Here is a 21,739-nt window from a genome sequence, read left to right as displayed (position 1 = left end):
TAGGAGAACGATCCGTATCTTCCCAAAGAATAATTCCCCTATCAAATCAGTTCCAGTTTAGAAATTGACTACACGTGTCTACCTCCCCACCTCCCTCCGCTCCTGCTCCATTCGCCTGACCACCCGCTCCTTGATCATCGCCAGCCCCTTGTCGCCGCGCGCCTGGTGCAGGTCGTTGAAGTCTGTCAGGCCCTTGGCCTTTTCGTCTGCAGTGAATGATGGCGCAAGGACCTTTGCGCCGACGGCCTTGGCTGCCTGCTGGGCCTTTTTCAGGCCCACGTTTGGTTCCAGGGCGTGGTCGTCATCAGCCAGGATGAGCATGGGCGTCTCCGGGAATTTCACGCGCAGGGCCGTGGCCACGGGCTCCAGGTTGCCGGCATCGAAGGCGGCCACCACGGGCAGGCCTGTGGCCATGTGCACGCTGGCGGCGGTGGCGAAACCTTCGGCAATGAGGATCGGCGCCTGGCCGAGCTTGTTGTCCGGGTCGATGGCGTGGAAGCAGCCGGTCTTGCGGCTGCCTGGCTCGAAGCGTTTGTCGGCCGAGGTGAAGTTTTGCATGGTGATGGTTTGCAGGGTGTGGATGTGGCCGGTGATGTCCTGCCCTGCAATGAGGAGGTTGCCGTTTTCGTCTTCCCGTGCGCCGCAAGGGGCGATGCCTTTGGCTATCAAATAGGCTTGCCCTGGCGTGGCTTCCTTGGCGTTGACGAACTTCGCGAAGGCGCGTTTTGACGCCCTTTCCTGCTCACGGGCGAGGTCGAGTTGGCGTTGGGCGCTGCGTTGGGCAGCCTCGGCCTTCAGGGTTTTCTTCTGCTCCTCTGTGAGCACGTGGCCCGTGGCCTTCCAGGTGATCTTTTCGCCGGTCTTGTGGTTCTGGATGAATCCGGCCGGGACGCCGTCCGCGTAGCCCAGGTAGGCGCCGTCGAGCTTGCCTGGCTTGCCGTCCAGCAGGGGCACGCGGTGGATTTTGCCGTCCATGATCGGAGGTTGCTCGCCGAGATCGAGACCGGAGGCATGGATGGCGCGCGCGAATTCTGCCTGCACGTCCATGCTCTTGACCGGCTCGGGCGCCTTTTCCGGCAGCCAGGATTCCAGCTTGGCCAGGTCCGCCCCTTTGGGGGCATACCAGAGCTTGGCCTCCCGGTCCCACTTGGCGCCTGCGGCCTTGGCCTGATTGCGTTGGCGATAGGGGACCGCCAGATAGACCTTTTCCGCTGCCTGCCGGGCCGGGGTTTCGGCTTGCTGCACTCGCTCCCGGAGCGGTTCACGCGCTGCTTCCTGCGTGGTCTGCATTGTGGCTTGCATTGTGGCTTGCATTGTCGCTTGCTCCTCGCGTTCTTGTGTCCGCTCCAAGGCGAGCACGTAGTTCTTGATCTGCTCCGCATCGCGGCAGGCGCGCACGATCTCGTAGGGGTCCTTCTCCAGGACCGTGATCCAGGAGTCCACGTAGGCCAGGTGCTGACCCGGATCGTGCCCCACACCGAGGTCCTGGCCGAGCATCCAGGAGGCTATTTCCGCGCGCAGCTCCTCGCGTGCGTAAACCTCGGAGCCGAAGGGGCCAAACTCCCGGTTCAGGCGCGAGCCATGCCCGGTCCAGTGCCCGAGTTCGTGCAAGGCGGTGGCGTAGTAGCCGTCGGCCGCCGCAAAGCTCTCCCTGGGGGGCAGCGAAATCTCGTCACGCAGCAGGCTGTAGTAGGCGCGATCGCGCTGGTTGTGCTTGATGAGCGCGCCCGAGTTGCGCAGGATGACCTCGGCCTTCTCGTTAGGATCCCAATCCGCCCCTTGCTTGAGATCAAGCGGGGGCAGCTCGCCTTCGAGCTGGCTGGCGTGGAAGACCGAGGAGAAACGCACGATGGGGCGCTCCAGTTCGACCTTGTGCTTGAGCGCGTTGCCCTCGGCATCGAGCACGGGCTTGCCGTCGTCATCGAGTAGCGGCTCTTCCTTACTGAACTGCCAGAAGACGATGGTCTGCGATTTCTCGCCCTTGCGCACGCGGCACTCCAGGCTGTTGGCCTGCTTCAGACTCATCCAGCGCGGGTCCTCGAAACCCTGGCGCGAGAGCATGACGCGGTTGATGCCGCTGTAAACAGTACCCGAGACCGGATTCCTGGGCGAGCGCAGTTGCCCCGGCCGCCAGGGGCGCTGCCAAGGCGCAGTGCCGCGCTTCAGGTCCTCAATGATCTTGGCCGCGAACTCCTCATGAAACGGGGGGCGTTCGACCTTACTCCTGGCCATGTTCGCCCCCCGCGTCGTCGGCGTCGTCCACGTCGGCAAGACTCAGCGCGCTTTCCTCGAAGGCGCCCATGAACTCGGCCACATCCGGGTCCACCGGGATGCCCAGCTCTGGACTTTCGGTTGCCTGCACGTCTACGGCCCGGGCCGCTGCCTGCAAATACTCCTTGTAGTCTGTGTTCATTTCCTCTCTCCTTGTCATTCAAAGATCTTGACCGGCCGCGCCGGACGCAGCGCACTCAAGTCCACCAGGCCGAAGTAGCGACTGTCGAAGCCGCCGGCGTAGGCATCCGAGAGCAGCAGGGCTTTGTTCGCGGGGATGGTGCCGGATTCCAGGGCGCCACGCGGCAAGGGGCGGCCGTGGCTGTCCAGTGTCCTGACCTGGCTGCAAGGCTGGAGTCTGCTGTTGATGCACACCCCTTCCGGGGCGATGTCCAGCTGATCGCCCGGTAGGCCGACCAGACGTTTGAGCAAGGGGCGCGTGCCCGAGGCACAAAGGCCGGGGCGCAGATACCCTCGCTCCAGGGCCAGTGCGACAAGCGCCCCCTGCTGTGGACAGAACGCAACGAGGTCGCCGCGTTCAGGCGCTCGGGATTCCAGGCGATAGAGACCGACGGCCACGGACGGGGTGAGGTTCAGGCGAAAGCCCAGTGCCCAGAGGACCCCGAGCCAGAAAATCAGGATCAGAGCCAGGACCAGGACCGCAAGCGGCAGGCTATACCTCGGCCAGATACCGTTCATAGGACTTGTCCTCGCTGGGTTTTGGTTGCGGCTTGTTTGAAGAGCCGGGACGCGTGCGCTCCGGATGCAGCGAGTCAGACTTCCCTGGAGCCGCGATCCGCGCGCGCTGGGAAAACACCGGGTCCAGGAAGTAGAGAATCTGCTTGCCGTAGATGGGCGGCTGGCCGGCGCAGAAGACGAGCATGTCGCCCGGCGCCGTGATGCGGCCGGTCGCGTTCTTGGTGGGGCCGGGCAGGCGCATGCACTCGTCCTCGGTCAAGAGCGGCCGCGCGACCTCGTTCACGCTGAGCGAGGCGTTCTTCAGCCCGCCGCTGCGCGCGCCCGAGAGCGCGGTCTTTTTCTCGATGACAGTGGCCTTGCCGGTCATGGCCGAAAGGACGCGCGCGGTCTCCACCGTGTTCGGCGCAAAAGCCACACGCACGTGGCAGTTGGCCATGAGGCCGTTGTCCTTGCCGTAAACCGCGTTCAGCTGCACGATGTCCTGGACGATGAAATAGCCCTTGAGCCCGTAGCCGGCCATGTAGGCGATGGCGCGCTCCACGATGTCCAGCTTGCCCAGGGCCGTGAATTCATCGAGCATGAGCAGCACGCGCCGGCGCTGCTCTGCGCCGCAGTCCAGACGCGCGGTGGCGCGGTTGAGCAGCATGGTCAGCACGATACGCACCAGGGGGCGCAGCCGGTCGATGTCCGCCGGGCTGATCACGAGGTAGAGATTCACGGGGCGCTCGTGCCGCGCGAGGTCGTCCAGGCGAAAGTCGCAGCGCGCGGTGTTCATGGCCACCACCGGGTCGCGGTAGAGGTTCAGGTTGGCCACGGCCGTGGAGAGCACGCCCGAAAGCTCCCGGTCCGCCTTGTTCAGCATCTCCCGCGCCGCGGCCGTGACGAAGCGGTGGATGTCCGCGCCGTGGTGCCCAGAGACACCCCCCGGCAGCAGTGCGTCGAGCATGGCCGCGTGGTCCGTGGCGATCATTTCCTCGAACACATCCTGAATGGGGCGGTTCTCATCCGCCAACAAACAGGAGAGGTCGCAGAGCGTGGCCGCCCTGCCCTCGGCGTGGCGCGTGACCACCAGACAATGCAGCAGCGCCCCTGAAAGAAAGCCGAACGCGGCCTTGTGCCAGTAGTCGGCCAGCCCCTTGCCCTGGGGGTCGAGGATCATGCTGACCAGGTTCTGGGCGTCCTGCACCGCGTGCACGGTCTCCAGGCGGATTTCCTCCAGAGGGTTGAAGCAGGCGGAGTTGCCGCTAGCGTCCGAGGGGTCGAAGCGCAGGACGCGATGCCCCTGCGTGGCGAGCCAGCCTGCTGTCAGGCTCCAGTTCTCGCCCTTGATGTCGAAGACGACCGTAGAATCCGGCCAAGCCAGCAGCGTGGGGATGATCAGCCCCACGCCCTTGCCCGAGCGCGTGGGCGCGAAACAGAGCACGTGCTCCGGGCCGTTGTGGCGCAGATAACGCTGCACGCGCAGCGGCATACCCCGGAGTGCTCGCCGTAAGCGCACGCCCCCGCGATGCTCCTGGAGCCAGCCGCCCACATACACGCCTTGCCCGTCGAGCAGGCCCATGGTGCGAATTTCCTCGGCACGCGCCCAACGCGCCGAGCCGTGCAGGTCCTCGCAACCCTTGCTGAGCTTGCGGCGCCCCACAAAGAGGCTGAGGATAAGAAACTGCGGCAGGATGAACAGGGCCTGAGCAAAGGACAGGGACTGCTCCACGTAGCCCTGAGGGTCGGCCAGGCCGGGCATGGCCTGCCAGGCGAAGATGGACCACGGCGCGTACCAGGCCAGGTCCAAGGCGCGGCCAAGCGGCGCGCCGAGGGCGGGATGGAAGCCGTAGTGCGCGGCCACGCGCTGCGTGGCAAAGCTCATGGACGCCAGGGCAAGGATGGTGACGAAGACGAGGTAGCACCAGAGCGAGGCCCTGGAACGCGCGGGCTTGGCCTGGCCGAGGCCGTAGGGTTTCTTGTGCTCAGGCATGGCGCTGCAGCCTTGACTTGGCGCCAAGAGGTGGTACCAAAGCGCTATGAATATCCTGCATTACAAAGGCTATCAGGGGTGCTTCGAGTACGATCCCGAGGCCGACCTGTTCCACGGCGAGGTGCTGCACCTGTCCGACGTCATCACTTTCCAGGCTGGTAACGAAGACGCAATGCAGCAAGCCTTTGCCGATTCCGTTGACGACTACCTGGGGTTCTGCGCCCAAAAGGGGCGCGCGCCAGAAAAGCCCGCTCCATCCAGCCGAGCCTGAAGCCTCAATCCTACTGCCACGCCGCATACGGCGCCTCGAACACGACGTCCTTGGTCACGATGAGGTTGAACCGATAGCCGGGGCGGATTTCCAGCGTGGGCTTGATGTTCAGGTTCTTTTCCAGGAGCTTTGTGGTTGTCTGGCCCAGCTGACTGGACAGGGCCGAGACCATTGCATCCTGCATGGAGGGCGCGCTGCTGCTCGTGCTCAGGCCGGCCGCGTCGCTGTCGTTGAGCGTGTCCATGGCATAGGCCGTGCCCCCGGAAATCAGGGACATGAGCACGGCCGAGCCGAAGATGCGCCAGTAGTGGTTGTCCACCTCGTCGTGAAATCCGGCGTAGCCGCTCATGTCCGCGCCGGGCATGGCGCCCAGGGTCACGGCAGAGCCGTCCGGGAAGATGAGTCGGTTCCAGGCCACGAGCACGCGGGACTGGCCGTAGACCACGCGCGAATCATACACGCCGTAAAGCTTCGAGCCCTGCGGGATGAGCAGGTGCGCGCCGTGTGCTGTGTCGTAGACGTTCTGGCTGACCTGGGCGATGAGCGCGCCCGGCAGATCGGAGTTCACGCCCGTGAGCATGACGCCGGGGATGACCGCCCCTGTCTTGAGTTCGAAGGGGCGGCCGGGAGTACGCGAATCCGGCAAGCGCCACTGCGCATCGGCCTTGGCGCGCCCGAAGAAGGCTTCCTTGTCCTTGTCCGCGGCGGGGTTGTAATCGCTCTGGAGCAACGCAGAGAGTTCCTCGCCGTCGAGCCCACCGCGCCCAGACGGTTTCTCGCCCCCTGCAGGGGCGGTTGCCGTCACTGCGACCGTGCCCGGCTGCGTTTGCTCGCCCTTCTTGACCACCAGCGGGGAACGCAAGGCGTCAATGTTCTCTTGCACCTTGAGACGACGCAATTGCTCCTGCTCGCGACGTGCGTTGTCCCCGGCCTCGTCTTTCTGCGGCGCCAGCACCACAATCTGTTTTTCCGGTTGCACGGGCGCAGGAGCCTCGGCCGCTGGGGGCTCGGGTTGCATGGCCAGGCCCGGTCCACCGTCTTCCGGGAGAAAGGGCTTCTCGGGCTGCACCTCCAGCGGGAGCGCTTGCTCCTCTGGGCTGCCACGCTCCATGAAGTTCACGCTGTAGATCAGCACCGCAGCCAGAATGCACCCCATAAGCAAGACGAGCAGCAAGGGCTTCTTGCTCATGCGGGCCACGGGCAGGTCCGCGCCACCCATGGGGCTGAGTTCGTTGGGGCTGTTCATGGCTGTTCAGGCGTTTCTACCGTGGCAGGCGCTGCTGGTGCCCCGGTCTGGGCCAGGCCCGCTTCAGGCGTGGTCCGCTCCCCGAGGATGTACACGCGGGAAAAGGCAAAGCCGTCCGAGAGTGCCATGTGCAGATACCAGGCCGCAGGCTCCTCCCTGATGGCGTCCAGGGTGTAGCTCAGGTCCAATACTTCGGCGCCGGCAGCAGGCTCCAGGCGAAAGCCACTGGCGCGAAGCCCTTGTTCCAGTGCCTCGCCAAAGCTGCCGCGTTCCGCTGGCTCCAGATGCAGAGCGGTCAGGCCGGGCGGGTAGACCTCTGCCAGGCGGGATACAGCATCCGAGGCCATGACTGTTTCCTGCTCGGCCTGGAGCCCCTGGCCACAGAACGAACCGCCATGGCGTGCGGCGCAGCCAGAGCACAGGGCCAGGCAAAGCAGCAGGATGAATGTGCGCATCAGCTGTCCTCCCTGGTGATTTCGATGGATTCCTGATCGCGCCCCACACCGAGCACCAGGACGACCTTTCCAAAGAGCCCATCCACGATCATGGCCTGGCCCTTGACGCGGTAGTTCACGAGCACGTCGCTGCCGGACTTGCGCACGAGCAGGACAGGCATCTCGTTGGTGGCCGCGGCCGTGGGCAGTCGGATCACGGTTTGACGGCCGTCGTCATAGACCTGCACCGGCTTCCAGGAGGCCTTGCCCGTGACCACGTAGCGGAAGTTGAGCGTGCTCAGGTCCACCTCGTGGCCGTCGAGCGATGCCGTGCGCCAGCGCTCTTCCCTGGCCTCACGTTCTGCCTGCTCCCTGAAACGTCGCACCTGGTCTTCCATGTAGAGGAAGCCCACGTAGGGCGTGTGCCCCTCGCGTTGGGAGATCAGGCGCAGATGGTAGACGCGGCGGCTGGTGGTGACCACGGCCGAGCTTTCCAGGCCGGCGTCCACGGGCTTGATCAGGAGATGCACGGTCTCGTGCTCCCCAGCGCCGGACGTGGCCACGTCCACGAGCCAGCGGGCCGAGTCGCCCAGCACCACCTCGTTGAGGGTCTCCCCGGCCTGCAACTCCACATCGCAGACATTGAGCGGCGCGGCGACGATGGTGGGCAGGCTCGCCCCATGCACGTAGAGCACCTTGCCCGTGCCGTTGCGCACGGGCGTCACCGACCTGGCCGCCCACTCCCCGGCCAGCTCCAGGGCTTTGGCCTCGTTGGGCGTCAACGCCACCGGTGTGTCACTGAGATAGTCAGGAAGGGGCGGAAAAGGCGCAGCGGATTGCTCCGCCTCAATTTGCGGCGCTTCTGAAGCATGCTCCGCAAGAGCAGGAGCGGGAAGCAAGAGCACAAGACAACATAACAGCAGGCAACGCATGGTCATGCACCTCATCGGGGTTGCGAGTTGACAGTGCCCGAGAGCACTTTGGCAAAGGAAATGCCTGTGACATGAACCCCGCCAGGGTTCTTGATGATCTGATCTTCCGAATTCGGGGGGCGCACCTGGACGGTCAGCGTGGCCTCGAAGGACTGCGACGGCTGCAGCTCCAGACCGTTGAAGCCGCGCACGGTCTCTGTCCACTCCACACGCCAGGAATCCTGGCTCACCGGCAGGGGCAGCCCTTTGACCGAGACCTGCACCAGCTTGCCTTCCTTGGCGCGTTCGTAGGGGTTGTTCTGCTCGTACCACTGCCGCAGCTGCCCCTTGGCTGAACCGGCCATGAAATAGGCCAGGCGCTCGACCATCTTCTTCTGCAGGTCCAAATCAGCGGTCACGGTTCGCCAGTTCACGATGACGCCGGCCAGCTCGGCCTGAATCAGCCGCTGGGGCACCGGCGCGGCCAGGTCGGCACGGGTCACGGCCGCGGCCTTACCCAGCTGGTCCACCTCCACCACATAGGGCACGACCTTGTACTGCGCGGCCATGATCACGTTGCCGGCAATGGAGCCGGCCGCAAGGAGCAGGCTGACAAAAGCGGCCAGGCGCCAGTGGGCAGCGCGCTGGATGTAGCTGCCGTAACGCTCCAGCCATTCCTCGCGGCCGCTCAGGTACGGATTGCGGGGCGCAGACGTCTGCCTATTCGACATCTTCTTGATCCTTCATGGCGTTCTCCATTTTCTTGGCCTGGAGTCTCGATTGCAGCCGACTGTTCAGGCGCAGACCGTAGCCGGCGCGCGGGCTCTCAGCCCGAGCCTGGGCATAGGCGCTGTAGAGGTTGCCGGCCATGTGGCCGAAGCGCCCCAATCCGGTGGCGCCGCTTTCCTTGGCCAGTTGCGAGGCCGCGCTCACGCTCTTGACCCCCACGGCGGTGCCTGCCGTGGCAGCGGCGGCGCCCGCAGCGCCCCCCACCGCCGCTCCGAGTACGGCGCCGGCCGTGGCGCCCAGGGCCTGGCCGCCGTGCACGTGGGAGCCGTTGATGATGCCGGCGCAGGCCTCGGGGATGGCGCGCACCAGGGCCAGAATGATGACAGCCACGCCGATGACCACGAAGATGTCCTGCATGGTGGCTTCGGCCAGCTCCAAATCGGCGATAAACGAGAGCGCGAGCCCCAGCAGCAGTTGCATGACGAATAGCTTGAAGGCCACGGCGAGCACGTAGCGCATGACGTTGATGGCGTACTCGCGGAAGATGGCGCTGCCCCCCAGTCCGAGCAGGATCACGCTGGCGTTCATGGCAATCATGGCCTCGCACTTGACGAAGAGAATCTGCGCGGTCATCAGCGCAAAGGCGATGAGTACCACCAGCGCGGCGACGATGTAAGCCAGGCTGTCCACCGGGGAGGTGATGGAGAGCTTGTCCAGAATGGTCATGACGATGGCGCAGCCGGTCATGAACGGCGCCTCCACCGTGGTTCTGGACGCGCCGAGGCCGTCGGCCGTTGCGGCCAGCCCGTTGATCAGGCTCCAGGACCAGGCGTCATAGTTTTTGATCACAGCGGCGATGAACCCGGCAAAGAGCAGAATCATCACGAACTGCCCCATGATGTCCGCTATCTGCGCCCGCTGCAGCGCCATGCGCACGCCGAAGAGACAGACTTCGAGGATCAGGGTCCAGCGCAGGAGCGCAAAGGCAAAGGATTGCAAGGTGCCGCCCCAGCTGGCCGTTCTGGTGTAGAAGGTCTCGACCAGTTGCGAGATGCTGCCCGGCGAGGTGTCGGCCAGGCCCTCAGCGGGGCAGACCAGGACCAGGGCAACAGCCAACACAACTGGCACCGCACCTGGCAAGGAGATGCCCAGCGGCGGGAGTGTCATCTTCTGGAGCACGGGAATTCCAGCCGGTTAGAAGGGGTCAGGCCGGGCGTTTTCCATGCCCACCTTGCCTTTGAGCTTGTCCGTGCGCGTGGCCTCTTTCCACCACTGCGCGCGCAGCTCTTCCAAGCGCTCGGCCTTCATGCTCTCCTGGGCCTGGGCCTGGGTTGCGGTCAGCAGGAGTGTGCGCAACTGGCGTGCCTCCTCGATCTGCAGCGCAGCCAGCTGATTGCCGGCGTCGAGCGCCTGCACCTGCCCCTCGGGTGTGCTCAGCAGACTCGCGATGTGCTGGTCAAAGGCGTCGGCGTCCTGGATCAGGCTATCCAGCTGCTGCCCCGATACCTGAAACACGGCCTTGGAAGCGCGCTCGACCTGATCCGACCACTCGTTCCACTTTTCGAAGTACTGCGCGTTGGCCGGCTCGATGCCGTCGCCTTGCGCCGTGGCCAAGTTGTTCAGGAAGTCCTTGTCTGCGTAGATTTCCTCGAAAAGGTTGCCCAGGGCCGCAATGTCACCCACCTGATTCTGAATGCTGCTCGTGAGCCCGGCCAGTTTTCTGAAGTCCCCCGTAACCTTCCCCAGTAGTCGTTGCGGCAGTTTGATGGTGTTCTGGACCATGTTGCGGTACTGGTCGATCTGGTTGGCCACCATCTGCATCTGGTGCATGGTCTGTGCGACCGATTCTTCGTAGTCCGCGGCCAGGGTCGCCAGCTCTTCCACGTTGGTGACGCGGTCGAGGATCTGGATCAACTTCTCGCTGCAATTGGTGCAGGTCACGGTCATGCCCGCGTTCGTAGTGGACGCCAGCAACAACATGAAAAGACAGCAAAGAAACACAATCCGAATCTTCATCTACAGCACTCCTTTTTCCTTGAGCCAGAATGCAACCCAATCCGGGCCTTGTTCAGTGTGCAGTTCCTTGATGCGGGAGACGCTCTCCCTGTCCGAGACCCCCACAAAGGCCAGGGTCTGTTTCTGCAGCGCGAGCTGCACCAGTCGCCGCCCCGCAGGGGCGAGCACGTAGTAGTCGCGCTTGGGCGTGGCCGTGGCCACGATCTCGATCTGGCGCGCGTTCAGCCCCATGCCGGCATAGAGTTCGCGCTGCCCGTCCTGCCGGGCCGCAAGATTGGGCAGGAGAATCTTTGTGGGGCAGGACTCCACCAACACGTCGAGGATGCCTGAGCGCACCGCGTCGGACAGGCTCTGCGTGGCCAGCACTACCGCGCAGTTTGCCTTGCGCAGGACCTTGAGCCACTCGCGGATCTTCTCCCGGAACACGGCGTGGCCGAGCATGACCCAGGCCTCATCCAGCACGAGCAGCGCGGGCTGCCCCCGCAGGGCCTTTTCAATGCGATGGAAGAGATAGAGCAGCACAGGCACGAGGTTCTTGTCGCCCAGCTGCATCAGGGCCTCCACCTCGAAGACCACAAAGGCCCCGCTGTCCGGTGTGTCTTTGTCTGCAAGTCCCAGGGTGTCCGTGGCCGCATCCAGCAGGCTGCCCATGGCGCCGCTTTTGGTGTAGTGCTGGAGCGCGGCCCTGAGTTCCTGATCCTGAACCACGTGCCAGAAATCCGTGAGGGAGCGCATTTGCGGCGGGTTCTGCCGCAGGGCGTTCATGGCCGTGTGGATGGCGTTGCGGTGGCCGGGCAGCACGGCCAGGCCTTGCAGCTCGGCCAGATCGGCTATCCACCCCTCGGCCCAGCTCTGCTCCGCCTCGGAGGCGTCGATACCCTGCAGGGGCGCCAGGGCCAGGCCGTGATTCCCGGCAGCGCCGATATCGTAATGCGCGCCGCCAACTGCCAGGCAGAGCGGCAGCATGCTCTGCCCCTTGTCGAAACAGAAGACCTGCGCGCCTTTGTAGCGCCGGAACTGCGCCGCGATGAGCGCCAGCAGCGTGGACTTGCCCGAGCCCGTGGGGCCGAAGACCAGCGTGTGCCCCACATCGCCTTCGTGCAGGTTGAAGCGAAACGGCGTGGCGCCGTCCGTGGTGCAGACCATCAGCGGGGGCGAGTCCGGCGGATAGAACGGACACGGGCACTGCTCATAGCCGGCCCAAATCCCGGCCAGGGGCAGCAGATCAGCCAGGTTCAGCGTATGCACCAGGGGGCGGCGGATGTTGGCGAAGCCATTGCCCGGATGCGTCCCGAGCCAAGCCTCCAGGGCATTGATGGTTTCCAGGCGGCAGCCAAACCCCAGCGTCTGCACCGCACGTCGCAGTTCACGCGCCCAATCATGCAGGACCTCGCGCTCCTCGTGCAGGAGCACGATGCACGAGGTCAGGTAGCCGGCGCCCACGAAGCCGGATTGGACCTCCACCAGGGCCTGCTCCGCGTCCTCTGTCATGAGCTGGGCGTCGCGGTTGGCGCGGGCGTTGGGGTTGTTGAAGAACTGGTCAAAGAAGCGGAAGACCTGCTGCTGCCAGGTCTTGCGGTAGGTGGTGATCTCACGCGTGGCGTCGAGCTGATCCAGGCAGATGAAGCGCGTGGAGAAGCGATACGGCAATTGCAAGCCGTCCAGGGTGGCCAGCATGGCCGGCCAGCTCTCCTGCGGCAGGCCGTCCAGGCCGAGCACCGCGATGTGCAGCCTGCCAATGCGCGGCGCCAGCCCCCCGACCAGGTCCTCGCCCCCCAAGAGCGCATCCAGATACATGGGCGTGCCAGTGATAGTTGGCACACGCACGGGGTGCTCCTCGCCCGTCAGGCAGTGCTGCAAATGCTCCAGGAGCGCGGAGTACAGGCGCGGCCGGCCGTCTTCGTCTTCTTCCTCATATTCATCCAGCCGGTGCAGGCGCAGCACCGCTGCCAGCGCGTCTTCGATTTCCAGCAGGGTCTGCTGGAACTGGCTGAGGTTCTTCTCCAGGACGTTGGCAGTTGCCACGCCGGTCTGGGCAGCCACGGCCAGCTTGCCGGCGTAGAGGTTGGGCTTGAAGCTGGCGCTGAGAAAGGTGCGCGTGCTGTAGCAGCGGTCGCCGCTGAAATAGGCGCGGCGCTCGGCATCGATGCGCCGCGTCACGGGGTCCGGGAAGTGGCTCGCGTCGGGGCGCGAATAGGCGCGCTGACGGCAGCGCACGGCGTCCACGTGCAGCATCCACCCCGTGCCCAGGAGCTTTACCGCGCTGTTGACCTGGGCTGAGACAAAGGCCAGCTCCTCGGGCGTGCTCGATGCCGTATCCTGGCCGCGAAACTCCCAGGCGGCGAGGAACGAGCCGTCCTTGCAGAGCACCACGCCCGGCGCCACGAGCGCGGCATAGGGCAGGAGGTCGGGCAGGCCCTTGGCCTTGTGGCGAAAATCCTGCAAGCGCAGCATCACGCCCTCCAGACCGAGGCGCGCGCCGGGTAGTGCAACTGGAGTTTGATGTGCCGCAGCCAGACCTTGCTCATGAGCGGATCGGCCTTGGCCATGCGGCGCAGCACAAAGACCGCCAGCACCCAGAAGCCGAAGCCGGCCACACCGGACAGCAGGCTCAGGCCGCCGATGGCCACGAGCAAGGCGACCAAGCCGCTCATGAGCACGAGTTCACGCTCCGCGCCCATGACGTGGCTGTGCCGGTGCAGTGATTGATGGATGGTCAAAGTGCGCATAGCAACTCCATATTATGTTATTCCCAACCCCCAACTGAGGGGGTTTGGGGGGAATCATTCCCGCCAACGGGGAGGGTCCAGGGAGGGGCAGCGCCCCACCCTGGCCGCCGGAGGCAGCCACGATCAGACCACAGCGCCGGAGAAGGAGAAGATGTTGTCCACGATGCTCGCGGCAAAGGCGATGAAGGAGATGCCGAAGACCACGCCCAGCAGCAGCTTGAAGCCGCCGGTGAGGTCATCCTTGTTGAAGATGTAGATCACGCCGCAGAGCGCCATGGCCACGATGGATATCCAGCGTCCGGCCGGGCCGGTGATGGTGCCCACGACCTTTTCCAGCGGCCCGGAGAACTCGGAAATGCCCCCCGAGGCATGCGCGAGTTCGGGCAGCAGAGCCATTGCCATTGAAGCCAGAAGCAGCGGGAGCAGCGTTCTTGTGCGCATGCAGATACTCCAGTTCGAAGTTGCGGGTTTTGGGATCGATGCCCTTGACGCGGGCGATTTCCGAGACGCGGCGACCACCAGCTTGGGTCGTCGCGCGTTCGATGAACACGATGAGGTCCACGGCTTCGGCAATGAGCGCCCCCATAGGGGCGGGCGTGGCCTCGGCAATGAGCTGCTCCAGGCGCACGAGCCCGGCTGCCGCGCTGCCCGCGTGCACCGTGGCCAGGCCGCCGGGGTGGCCGGTATTCCAGGACTTGAGCAGGTCCAAGGCCGAACCGTCTCGCACCTCGCCCACGATGATCCGTGTGGGGCGATAGCGCATGGTCACCTTGACCAGGCGCTGCATGCTCACGAAGTCCGAACTGCGCAGGAACACGGCGTTGCGGCTGCGGGATTGGAGTTCGGCTGTGTCTTCCAGGAGCAGCAGCCGATCCTCGGGACACTGCACGGCTACGGACTCCATGAGCGCGTTGACCAGCGTGGTCTTGCCCGAGCCCGTGCCGCCGACCACGAGGATGTTGCGGTGCTCGGCCACGGCCTGCTCCAGGACTGCGCGGTCGGCTGCGTCCACGATGCCTGCGGACGCGTATTCCGCCAGGGTGAAGACCTTGCTGGCGCGCTTGCGGATGGTGAAGGAGGGGCCGGCCACCACTGGCGGCAGCAGGCCTTCGAAACGACTGCCGCCCCCTGCGCTGATGGCGGGAAGCTCGCCCTCCACAATGGGGCGCTCCACAGTGACTGTGGTTTCCAGAGCGCTGGCCATGAGGGAGATGATCAGCCGCCCCTGAGCAGCGGAGAGGCTGCCATGCTGCGCCATGCCTTGCCCGAGTCGCTCGATCCAGAGCGTCTGGTCAGGATTGAGCATGATCTCGATCACGTCCGGATCGCGCAGGGCGTCCATGATCGCGGGGCCGAGGTTGTGTTCGAGGCTGGCGTGCAGGCGGTCCACGCTACCGCCCCCCGAGGAATACGAAGGCAATGACGTTGCCCAGGGCGGACGCGACCACGATCCCCGCCAGCCACAGCAGATGCAGACGGAAGGCCTTCAGGGCCGCGCTATGTTGCTGCAGGACACCACGCATGGATTCGATGGACGCGGCGGAAAGGTCCTTGCCCAGGGCCTCGGTCGCCTGGAGCACGCCGGCCACGTACCTGTCTGTCTTTTCCGCGAGCAGGGCGGTGAGCGCTTTGTTGTGCCTGGCCAGGAGCCTTTCGTACTCGCCGAGAAAGGCGTTGTGCAGCGTCACGAGCATGAGCACCGGATCGTCCGCGCCGATGATGGTGTCGTGTTGCTTGGCCAACAACGCGCGTACTTCGTCCAGAGTCAGTCCGACGCCGTCAGGAGCGCAATAATCGTCTGCTCGATCAGTCTCATTCGAAGCTGTTGTTTCATCCACCATAATCTCTCCAGATCAACCCAAACTCAGGGGGTCTGGGGGAGATGATCTCCCCCAGCCGGGCTTTGGGGTGGAACCCCAAGACGTTCGCCTTTGCCATTTTTTCTTCAAAACAACTGCGCCTTGTCGATTTCTGCCACGACATCGCGCCAGAAACCGGCCAGGCGTTGGCGCACCATCAGCGGCAGCGTGGAGTTGATCGCGCTGTCGAAGCTCTGGCGGCGCGCAAAAAGTTCTTCCAGGTCCTTGCCGAAGGTGGCTTGCTTGCGGTGTGGGATGGCGACCACGGCGTGGAAGCTCGCGGCGTTCTCTACGTAAATCTTGAACTCATGGAAGGCTTTGCCGTCGAGCGTGATCTCGCCGAAGAAGCGGTTCAGCCAGACGACTATCCGATTGGCGGGCGTGGCCGGAAAATGCGTCACCAGGGACTTGAGCCCGGAGAGCGTGTCCAGGATGGCCTGGCCGCCGGTGACCACGGAGTGCAGCATGACCGTGTGGCCTTGGCTCTGGAGCAGCGGCAGGGCCTCGTTTTCAAGCAGATAGGAGCCGAGCGGAACGAAGGATGATGCGCCGTTGTCCACGACCACGTGTGCGTCCTCGTCTAGGGCGAAGATGCTTTCCATGAGCCGATCGAAGCGGCGCGGATCGATGTCGTCTCCGCTCATGATGTCCAGGGCAGTGACCTGGAACTCCGCGTATCCGGCAAGCGTGGCATTGATGGGGTCCGTGTCGAAGCAGTGCACGGGCACGGCATTGGCGCGCAGGTACTGCACGAGCAGCGCGGCCACGAGCGACTTGCCCACGCCGCCCTTGCCCTGGAGAATGCAGTGGATGGTAGCCATGGGGGGCCTCAGATCATCTCGCCCGATGATGGTTTCTTGTTCACGGCAAAACTGTTGTGCCCTGAGCGCGACTCCTCGCAGCTCGAGTGCTCGTCTCGGTTCTGCCCCCAGTCATTGAGCGCTCTGTCGCTGGGAAAAAAGCGCTTCATGTAGCGGCAAAACGTGGCGTAGGCCATGGTCACGCGTCCCTTGGCCGCAAGCGCGTCATGGATTTTCCTGTTGTCGTAGCCCTGGCGGTGCATGGTCGCGATACTTTCCCTGCAGGCCAGGAACTCCACGCGCCCCATGTTGCGGGGGATGCGAGACGTGCCTTTTTGGGAAGACATGACCTAACGCTCCGAGCCGGCTCGCAGGCATGCGGCCATTGCTGGTGGCGTCATGGTCGCCTGAGGCGGGTGCATGGAATTTCCTTGCAGGAGTTGGGCGCGAACCCGGATAAACGTGTCCACGCGCGGATGCAGCTCCTCTCCGCGCTCGACCTTCCGGCGGATGTTCAGATACTGTCTTTCCGTGTAGCCAAGCGCCCTGGCAACAGCGGCATAGGTGCCGAGCTGACGCAGGAGCTGGTCGAAGATATCTTTCATGTCACTCTCCTTGTGTGACATATCTAAAAGAATTTCCGGTGCAATGCAACAGGAAATTTTCGCTGGACAACGAAGGAATTTCCAGAGACAAGGGCCATGGGAGGACGCCATGGATAATTTTTCGCACCTATTGGAGCGGTCATTCGTGGAGCTGATCGACAAGCGCGCGGATGCCCGCGGTTGGGGCAAAGGGGAATTCGCACGGATGGTCTGGCCGGAAACTCAGCCCAAGGCCGCCGCAGCGCGCTGGTCGGCCATTCGCGGCAAGGCCACCAACACCGGCAAGCCACAAGGGGTACTCATCGCCGACGCCCAGCGCATGGCCGAGGTGCTCGGGGAGGACCTTGCCTATCTGCTGGCCGTGGCCAAGGAGAATGCCAAGCAGGCCCGCAACGGATTTGCCACCAAGGGTTGAGGTCAAAGATATCGGCCAAGGCGAACCTGCAGAGCCCCTTCAAGGGAGGCAAGGGGCGAGTGCATGGTTTTGTCGATGCAGCGATACTTTTCAATTTATGCAGATTGATTGGGAAATTTCTCACAAAATTATTGCATTCTTCCCATAATCTGGCATGAGACAGCCTTGACCAAAGGGGGACAAGTCTGTCGGTCATCCAAAACAACGAGGGGGGGACTGACATAGGCGGAAGACATACATTGGTCACTGCATAACGAAAGGGAGGCATCGGTGGGCAAGCCCAAAGTTGAAGACGTCGAAAAGCAGGCACAAGAGCTGGTCAAAATGGTTTTCACGGCCAGCGATCAACATATGACCCAGGTAAACGGCACCCCCACGAACCTGCACAACGCGCTAAGCGCGGCTGCGCTTACGGTCCAGAACTCCGTGAAATCCTTTGTGGAGATTCTCCGCTCGTTTTCACGATGACACCCCTTGGCCGCTAAGCCCGCCGTGCGCGGGCTTTTTATGGCCTATTTAGATAGGAAATTCCTTTAAAAGGTTGTTCGTCATTGAACGAAATTCCTTGGTATTGGGGAGTGGTTGCGTCCGGAAGTGCGGTTGAAAACTGACAAAGGTCGGAGGCTGTTTGAAGAGTGGGCCAAACAGCTGAAACCATCTGATGCAATACTCCACATAGACGATTAGAGCACATGAAATGAGTGGAAAAGACAAGGGCGGACCCCGCCAGGCCCGCCCATCATCGAAAGCCAAAACACATTCGACATGCATAATGCACACGGCCAGATGGTGTGTCAACATGTTCAAGACGCGAAATTTGTTCTTGTCTGAAGTTTTGCATACGAATGTACTGATATCTTGTGAGAGGTTGCAATGCAGTTCTGTTCCTTTTGGTGTAGCACCCCTGCTGCAAAGGGGGGCGTATGCAGTCTGAGCACATTGCGGCCATCCCGGCTGCCCTGCGTAATATCCCGCGCTGGGTTCTCTGGAAAAGCGAGGAGCGCAACGGACGGCGCACCAAAGTCCCCTACGCGCTTGGGGGCAACCGTGCGCGGACAGATGCCCCAACCACCTGGGCAGCCTTCGAGGACGTGCTCGATCGGCTTCGGGCAGCGCCCCACGAGTATGCCGGCCTTGGCTTTGTCTTTGCCAAGGAGGACGGCTTTGTGGGCGTGGATCTTGACCACTGCGTTGCCCACGATACCGGCGCGCTCATGCCCTGGGCGAGGCAAGTAGTGGAGCTTCTCGGCAGCTATACGGAGTACTCCCCTAGCGGCGTCGGCCTGCACGTCATCGTCGAGGGGCGCAAGCCTGACCCACGCTGCAAGCAGACCCGTATCCCTGGCGCCCCTGCCGGCTCTGCCTTCGAATGGTACGACGAACGCCGTTTCTTCACCGTCAGTGGCCGCGTCTTTCCTGGCGCACCAAATGATATTCATCAGCGCAACGGGGAGCTGAGCCAGGTTCGGAACCTGATCTGGGGCAGCTCCCCGGAGGCATCCACTCTGCCGACTCGTAGCCCCTTCCGGGACCAGGACGCCTTGCTGTTCGAGCGTATTCGCGCGTCCCGCCAAGCTGCCCGGTTCGAAGTCCTTTGGCGGGGGGACTGGCAAGGCGCCGGCTACTCCAGCCAAAGCGAGGCCGACTTGGCGCTCTGCGCCATGCTCTCATTCTGGACGGGGCGCGACGCCGCCCACATGGACGGTCTTTTCCGGCAATCCGGACTCTACCGCCCCAAATGGGAGCGCAACGCCGGCGCCGGCCAGACCTATGGCGCCCGCACCATCGCTGCCGCCTGCGCCAAGAGCCTGGAGACACTGGAGCCCAGGCGCACTTTCGCCAAAAGGCAGGACCTGGCATCACCCGACCTCGACAAGGCCCAGGACCTCGACCGCTCCCGCGAGTTGTTCCCGCGTCGCTCCTTTCCCTGGCAGGTCTTTCCATCATCAATAGCCGAGAGCTTGCGGCAGTTGGCGCGCTCTTGTGCCGGCAGTCCGAACCCGTTGCCGGGTACGGCCTTCTGTATCCTGGGGGCCGCCCTGGGCCGCACCATTTCTGTTCTGCCCAAGGCGTCCTGGCGGGAACCACTCATCTTCTGGCACCTGGACATCGAGGAGTCGGGCAGCGGCAAGACCGCCCCCATGTGGTTGCTGGCCGAGGTCATGAAGCGGGCGCAGGCCGAGGCCCATGAGCGCTACGCCGAGGAGTACGCGACCTGGCGCGCCCTGCCCAGAAACGACAAACACCCCGAGCCCGAACCGGCGCCGGCGCGTGGCTACTTCCTGACAGACGCCACCCTCGAAGGGCTGCGCTGCGAGCTGGAAGCGCACCCCACTGGGGGGCTGGCCATGCTCCTCAACGAGGCGTCGTTTCTGCTCAACTCCCACAACCAGTACAAGGCGCGCGGCACAGACCGCGAGGCCTGGCTCTGCCTTTGGGACGGGCACCCGGTGCGTGTGGTGCGCGTGGGCAAGACCGTCTACCTCAAAGGGGCGCGCGTGCAGGTCTGCGGCGGCATCCAGCCCGAGGTTTTCAAGGCCGCGTTCACGGCCAAGAAGGGGCTGTATCTCTGTGACGGCACAGCCTTCCGCTGCCTGCTGACCTTCGAGCCGCCAGCGCACTACGAACAGACCGAGGAAGTCTGGTCTGCCGCCCTACGCACAGCCTGGGAGCGCACCCTCGCCACGGCCATGGCCTGGGCGGATCAGCGCGCGGCCTTGGGCGAGCCCCTGGATCTGCACCTCGCCCCCCAGGCCAGGGCGGCGTTTCTGGACTGGCGCAACAGCCTGGACGCCCAGCGTGATGAACTGCCGGCACAGCTGCGCGGCTTCCTGCCCAAGGCCTTCAGCTACGCCCTGCGCCTGGCTGGCGTCCTACATTGCATTGAAGCTTTCCACGCCGGCAGCGAGCCTGCGACGGTCCTGGACACCACGTGCATCCTGAACGGCATCGAGGTGGCTGAATTCTACCTCGGCCAGGCAGTGGACGCGGTGCGCCTCCTGGCGGACGAGCGAGGCGCACGCCCCACAGAGGTCTCGGATCGCATGCGGCTCCTGGCCAAGGTGCTCGCGTCCCTGCGCCCGGACCTGGACAACGGCCGCCTGGCCGTGGGCTTCATCCAGGAGCGCTTCAACACCATGGCCCCCGCAGAGGCCCGAATCAAATCCCCCCATGCCATGGGGGCAATGCTGCGCAGCGCAGGCTTGAGCGTCTCGGCGGGCAAACTGAACGCCAACGGCCGCCGCTCCACTCGTTGCCTGCTCTGGGATCAAAAAAGCGAAGACTTTGTGCAGACATCACTGCAGACATTGCAGACTTTGAAAACAACAAGTCTGCACCCCGGAGCCCGCGTCAGTAAAGACTTTGCAGACAATGCGGACAAAGCAGACATGGTTTCAGGTGAAAACAAACTTGAAACCGAGAAAAGCTGAGCTGAAAGACAAATGACCATTCAGGGACCTTTCTACAATCTCAAGGAAGCTGCGCAGTATTGCGGATACAAGCCAGCCACGTTCGCAAGGCTGCTCCGTGAGTATGACCTGCCCAAGTCCGGCCCTCGGAAAAATCGCTTCGCAGTTTCTGTGCTCGATGCCTGGATGGCGAGTCCTGATACATTCAAGATCACTCCCGCAGCTCCTGCTAGACGCAGGAAACCACAATTGGTATCTGTATAGTCAGGAGGCGATCCATGAGCGTACACAAGAAGAAGGACGGGCGCTGGCAGGTTAACTTCCGTGACGAACACGGGCACGTGCGCAGCAAAACCTTCCCTGCGGGCAAGGAAGGGAAGAAGCAGGCCAAGACATTTGACTTCGAGGTCAAGGCGCTCAAGACTCAAGGCAAGCAGCTTCCAGTCATCACCCGCCAGGAGGGCATCTATTTCGACGAACTGGCCCAGCTTTGGCTCAACGAGAAAAAGGCCCAGGGGCGGGCCCTGCGCTGGCTCAAGGAGCTGGCCGAGCTTCTTAACAAGTCCTTCATACCCACCTTGGCAGCCAAGCCAGCGAACCAGGTCAGCCAAGCCGATGTCATGGCCATCATCGGCGCACAGTATGCGAACAACGCCCAAGCCACGCGCAATCGCTACATAGGCTATGTGAAAGCGATCTTCGAACACGGAGTTGAGCACGGGCACCTGGAGAAGAACCCTCTCGCACGCTGGAAAAAGGGCAAGGAGGCGCCACGGCGCTCCCGATTGTCCTTGGACGACCTTCGCAAGGTCCAGGAGCTGGCGCCAGAGCACCTTGCCTGGGCGCTCGAAGTGGCCTGGAACGTGCCTTGCCGACCCGGGCCGTCCGATCTGTTCGCCCTGCGCTTCGATACGCATGTGGACTACGACAAGGGCGGGCTGAACGTCTATCATTCCAAGGTCAAGCGCTGGGCATGGATTCCTTGTGACGAGGGTTTCATGCGCGCACTGTTCGCAAGACAGCAGATGCATGGCAGCGGCCACCTCATAGAATACAAGGGAAGCCCGGTCCTCAAGCTGGCCAAGGCTTTGCGCACCTCAACCAGGAAGGCGAAACTCCCTTACGACATCTGCTTCTATGATGTCCGGCATCTCTGGATCACAACCATGCTCGATGCGGGGGCGTCGGCCGCCGCCGTGGCCGAAATGGCCGGCACGAGCCTGGAAATGATCATGGCGAACTATTATGAGATCAATAGATCGGAGAAGGATAGGGCGGTGGGGTTGTTGCCTAAGTTAGCGAAAGAGGAACCTGAGCGATTGCTTAATGTCATTGATTTCAAATTAGCCAGAAAGTGAAAAGTGGCAGAGCT

General features: G+C 63.5%; 23 protein-coding genes and 1 pseudogene. 6 read left to right on the top strand and 18 right to left on the bottom strand.

All coding sequences use genetic code 11. The features are described 5' to 3' along the window. Positions 1–78 precede the first annotated feature (78 nt). From ACZ5EH_RS03265 to ACZ5EH_RS03250, 4 genes are read right to left on the bottom strand one after another with little or no spacing between them, the layout of a single operon-like run. Positions 79–2,232, bottom strand: a complete 2,154-nt coding sequence (locus tag ACZ5EH_RS03265; RefSeq protein ID WP_464276702.1) for a zincin-like metallopeptidase domain-containing protein — start codon at positions 2,230–2,232, stop codon at positions 79–81. Continuing rightward, positions 2,219–2,413 carry a hypothetical protein gene (locus ACZ5EH_RS03260; RefSeq protein ID WP_464276701.1) on the bottom strand — a complete coding sequence of 65 codons (195 nt, stop codon included), beginning with the start codon at positions 2,411–2,413 and terminating at the stop codon, positions 2,219–2,221. The genes ACZ5EH_RS03265 and ACZ5EH_RS03260 overlap by 14 nt, the downstream gene beginning before the upstream one ends. Positions 2,414–2,427: 14 nt before the next feature. Continuing rightward, positions 2,428–2,970, bottom strand: coding sequence for a conjugative transfer signal peptidase TraF (gene traF / locus ACZ5EH_RS03255; protein WP_464276700.1), 543 nt, complete (start codon positions 2,968–2,970; stop codon positions 2,428–2,430). Beyond that, positions 2,945–4,942 carry a type IV secretory system conjugative DNA transfer family protein gene (locus tag ACZ5EH_RS03250; protein ID WP_464276699.1) on the bottom strand — a complete coding sequence of 666 codons (1,998 nt, stop codon included), beginning with the start codon at positions 4,940–4,942 and terminating at the stop codon, positions 2,945–2,947. The genes traF and ACZ5EH_RS03250 overlap by 26 nt, the downstream gene beginning before the upstream one ends. A gap of 46 nt (positions 4,943–4,988) precedes the next feature. Here ACZ5EH_RS03250 and ACZ5EH_RS03245 point away from each other — a divergent pair, with 46 nt between their 5' ends. Next, positions 4,989–5,213 (top strand): hypothetical protein, encoded by a 225-nt coding sequence (locus ACZ5EH_RS03245; RefSeq protein ID WP_464276698.1) that lies wholly within the window; start codon positions 4,989–4,991, stop codon positions 5,211–5,213. Positions 5,214–5,223: 10 nt separating this feature from the next. Here the strand turns inward: ACZ5EH_RS03245 and ACZ5EH_RS03240 are convergent, their stop codons facing one another. The 14 genes and pseudogenes from ACZ5EH_RS03240 to ACZ5EH_RS03175 all read right to left on the bottom strand — a co-directional run bounded on the left by ACZ5EH_RS03240 (position 5,224) and on the right by ACZ5EH_RS03175 (position 16,542). Next, complete coding sequence (locus tag ACZ5EH_RS03240; RefSeq protein WP_464276697.1) at positions 5,224–6,459, bottom strand: TrbI/VirB10 family protein; 1,236 nt, start codon at positions 6,457–6,459, stop codon at positions 5,224–5,226. After that, on the bottom strand, positions 6,456–6,914 hold the full coding sequence (locus ACZ5EH_RS03235) for a hypothetical protein (RefSeq protein WP_464276696.1): 459 nt from the start codon (positions 6,912–6,914) through the stop codon (positions 6,456–6,458). The genes ACZ5EH_RS03240 and ACZ5EH_RS03235 overlap by 4 nt, the downstream gene beginning before the upstream one ends. Beyond that, entirely contained in the window at positions 6,914–7,825 is a 912-nt protein-coding gene (gene trbG / locus ACZ5EH_RS03230; protein ID WP_464278256.1) for a P-type conjugative transfer protein TrbG, read from the bottom strand. Before trbG ends, ACZ5EH_RS03235 begins: the two co-directional genes overlap by 1 nt. Before the next feature lie 11 nt (positions 7,826–7,836). Further along, a complete protein-coding gene (locus tag ACZ5EH_RS03225) occupies positions 7,837–8,535 on the bottom strand; it encodes a VirB8/TrbF family protein (RefSeq protein ID WP_464276695.1) in 699 nt (232 codons plus the stop codon). Next, positions 8,525–9,712 carry a P-type conjugative transfer protein TrbL gene (trbL, locus tag ACZ5EH_RS03220; protein ID WP_464276694.1) on the bottom strand — a complete coding sequence of 396 codons (1,188 nt, stop codon included), beginning with the start codon at positions 9,710–9,712 and terminating at the stop codon, positions 8,525–8,527. Before trbL ends, ACZ5EH_RS03225 begins: the two co-directional genes overlap by 11 nt. A 15-nt stretch (positions 9,713–9,727) precedes the next feature. Beyond that, positions 9,728–10,549 (bottom strand): P-type conjugative transfer protein TrbJ, encoded by an 822-nt coding sequence (gene trbJ, locus ACZ5EH_RS03215; protein WP_464276693.1) that lies wholly within the window; start codon positions 10,547–10,549, stop codon positions 9,728–9,730. After that, a complete protein-coding gene (locus tag ACZ5EH_RS03210) occupies positions 10,550–13,003 on the bottom strand; it encodes a TraG/VirB4 family ATPase (protein WP_464276692.1) in 2,454 nt (817 codons plus the stop codon). Further along, a complete protein-coding gene (trbD, locus tag ACZ5EH_RS03205; protein WP_464276691.1) occupies positions 13,003–13,278 on the bottom strand; it encodes a conjugal transfer protein TrbD in 276 nt (91 codons plus the stop codon). The genes ACZ5EH_RS03210 and trbD overlap by 1 nt, the downstream gene beginning before the upstream one ends. Positions 13,279–13,401: 123 nt before the next feature. Then, entirely contained in the window at positions 13,402–13,674 is a 273-nt protein-coding gene (locus tag ACZ5EH_RS03200) for a TrbC/VirB2 family type IV secretion system protein (protein ID WP_464276690.1), read from the bottom strand. 88 nt (positions 13,675–13,762) lie between these two features. Beyond that, positions 13,763–14,668 (bottom strand): annotated as a pseudogene (trbB, locus tag ACZ5EH_RS03195) (P-type conjugative transfer ATPase TrbB); the annotation flags it as partial. Between the two features lies 1 nt (position 14,669). Then, a complete protein-coding gene (locus ACZ5EH_RS03190; protein ID WP_464276689.1) occupies positions 14,670–15,116 on the bottom strand; it encodes a hypothetical protein in 447 nt (148 codons plus the stop codon). A gap of 107 nt (positions 15,117–15,223) precedes the next feature. Continuing rightward, complete coding sequence (locus tag ACZ5EH_RS03185; RefSeq protein ID WP_464276688.1) at positions 15,224–15,958, bottom strand: nucleotide-binding protein; 735 nt, start codon at positions 15,956–15,958, stop codon at positions 15,224–15,226. 8 nt (positions 15,959–15,966) lie between these two features. Next, complete coding sequence (locus ACZ5EH_RS03180; protein WP_464276687.1) at positions 15,967–16,284, bottom strand: TraK family protein; 318 nt, start codon at positions 16,282–16,284, stop codon at positions 15,967–15,969. Between the two features lie 3 nt (positions 16,285–16,287). Continuing rightward, on the bottom strand, positions 16,288–16,542 hold the full coding sequence (locus ACZ5EH_RS03175) for a hypothetical protein (protein ID WP_464276686.1): 255 nt from the start codon (positions 16,540–16,542) through the stop codon (positions 16,288–16,290). A 109-nt stretch (positions 16,543–16,651) separates the two neighbouring features. Here ACZ5EH_RS03175 and ACZ5EH_RS03170 point away from each other — a divergent pair, with 109 nt between their 5' ends. The 5 genes from ACZ5EH_RS03170 (at position 16,652) to ACZ5EH_RS03150 (ending at position 21,725) form a co-directional block, all read left to right on the top strand. Next, complete coding sequence (locus ACZ5EH_RS03170; RefSeq protein WP_464276685.1) at positions 16,652–16,957, top strand: immunity protein; 306 nt, start codon at positions 16,652–16,654, stop codon at positions 16,955–16,957. A gap of 270 nt (positions 16,958–17,227) precedes the next feature. Further along, positions 17,228–17,425: a hypothetical protein gene (locus tag ACZ5EH_RS03165; RefSeq protein ID WP_464276684.1), complete on the top strand. Its 198-nt coding sequence runs from the start codon at positions 17,228–17,230 to the stop codon at positions 17,423–17,425. A gap of 455 nt (positions 17,426–17,880) precedes the next feature. Then, entirely contained in the window at positions 17,881–20,388 is a 2,508-nt protein-coding gene (locus ACZ5EH_RS03160) for a phage NrS-1 polymerase family protein (RefSeq protein WP_464276683.1), read from the top strand. 12 nt (positions 20,389–20,400) lie between these two features. Continuing rightward, positions 20,401–20,631: a helix-turn-helix transcriptional regulator gene (locus tag ACZ5EH_RS03155; protein ID WP_464276682.1), complete on the top strand. Its 231-nt coding sequence runs from the start codon at positions 20,401–20,403 to the stop codon at positions 20,629–20,631. A gap of 14 nt (positions 20,632–20,645) precedes the next feature. After that, positions 20,646–21,725 carry a tyrosine-type recombinase/integrase gene (locus ACZ5EH_RS03150; protein ID WP_464276681.1) on the top strand — a complete coding sequence of 360 codons (1,080 nt, stop codon included), beginning with the start codon at positions 20,646–20,648 and terminating at the stop codon, positions 21,723–21,725. The last annotated feature ends 14 nt before the right edge of the window (positions 21,726–21,739 follow it).

The sequence above is a fragment of the Desulfovibrio biadhensis genome (genome assembly GCF_055388615.1).
The sequence above is the reverse complement of the archived record's forward strand: the minus strand, read 5'-3'. Positions and strand labels throughout refer to the sequence as shown.

What these genes read in the sequence shown, in the direction of transcription:
- ACZ5EH_RS03265 (WP_464276702.1), bottom strand. Translation starts at nt 2,232, where the DNA reads ATGGCCAGGAGTAAGGTCGAACGCCCCCCGTTTCATGAGGAGTTCGCG.
- ACZ5EH_RS03260 (WP_464276701.1), bottom strand. Translation starts at nt 2,413, where the DNA reads ATGAACACAGACTACAAGGAGTATTTGCAGGCAGCGGCCCGGGCCGTA.
- traF (WP_464276700.1), bottom strand. Translation starts at nt 2,970, where the DNA reads ATGAACGGTATCTGGCCGAGGTATAGCCTGCCGCTTGCGGTCCTGGTC.
- ACZ5EH_RS03250 (WP_464276699.1), bottom strand. Translation starts at nt 4,942, where the DNA reads ATGCCTGAGCACAAGAAACCCTACGGCCTCGGCCAGGCCAAGCCCGCG.
- ACZ5EH_RS03245 (WP_464276698.1), top strand. Translation starts at nt 4,989, where the DNA reads ATGAATATCCTGCATTACAAAGGCTATCAGGGGTGCTTCGAGTACGAT.
- ACZ5EH_RS03240 (WP_464276697.1), bottom strand. Translation starts at nt 6,459, where the DNA reads ATGAACAGCCCCAACGAACTCAGCCCCATGGGTGGCGCGGACCTGCCC.
- ACZ5EH_RS03235 (WP_464276696.1), bottom strand. Translation starts at nt 6,914, where the DNA reads ATGCGCACATTCATCCTGCTGCTTTGCCTGGCCCTGTGCTCTGGCTGC.
- trbG (WP_464278256.1), bottom strand. Translation starts at nt 7,825, where the DNA reads ATGCGTTGCCTGCTGTTATGTTGTCTTGTGCTCTTGCTTCCCGCTCCT.
- ACZ5EH_RS03225 (WP_464276695.1), bottom strand. Translation starts at nt 8,535, where the DNA reads ATGTCGAATAGGCAGACGTCTGCGCCCCGCAATCCGTACCTGAGCGGC.
- trbJ (WP_464276693.1), bottom strand. Translation starts at nt 10,549, where the DNA reads ATGAAGATTCGGATTGTGTTTCTTTGCTGTCTTTTCATGTTGTTGCTG.
- ACZ5EH_RS03210 (WP_464276692.1), bottom strand. Translation starts at nt 13,003, where the DNA reads ATGCTGCGCTTGCAGGATTTTCGCCACAAGGCCAAGGGCCTGCCCGAC.
- trbD (WP_464276691.1), bottom strand. Translation starts at nt 13,278, where the DNA reads ATGCGCACTTTGACCATCCATCAATCACTGCACCGGCACAGCCACGTC.
- ACZ5EH_RS03200 (WP_464276690.1), bottom strand. Translation starts at nt 13,674, where the DNA reads ATGGCTCTGCTGCCCGAACTCGCGCATGCCTCGGGGGGCATTTCCGAG.
- ACZ5EH_RS03185 (WP_464276688.1), bottom strand. Translation starts at nt 15,958, where the DNA reads ATGGCTACCATCCACTGCATTCTCCAGGGCAAGGGCGGCGTGGGCAAG.
- ACZ5EH_RS03180 (WP_464276687.1), bottom strand. Translation starts at nt 16,284, where the DNA reads ATGTCTTCCCAAAAAGGCACGTCTCGCATCCCCCGCAACATGGGGCGC.
- ACZ5EH_RS03175 (WP_464276686.1), bottom strand. Translation starts at nt 16,542, where the DNA reads ATGAAAGATATCTTCGACCAGCTCCTGCGTCAGCTCGGCACCTATGCC.
- ACZ5EH_RS03170 (WP_464276685.1), top strand. Translation starts at nt 16,652, where the DNA reads ATGGATAATTTTTCGCACCTATTGGAGCGGTCATTCGTGGAGCTGATC.
- ACZ5EH_RS03160 (WP_464276683.1), top strand. Translation starts at nt 17,881, where the DNA reads ATGCAGTCTGAGCACATTGCGGCCATCCCGGCTGCCCTGCGTAATATC.
- ACZ5EH_RS03155 (WP_464276682.1), top strand. Translation starts at nt 20,401, where the DNA reads ATGACCATTCAGGGACCTTTCTACAATCTCAAGGAAGCTGCGCAGTAT.
- ACZ5EH_RS03150 (WP_464276681.1), top strand. Translation starts at nt 20,646, where the DNA reads ATGAGCGTACACAAGAAGAAGGACGGGCGCTGGCAGGTTAACTTCCGT.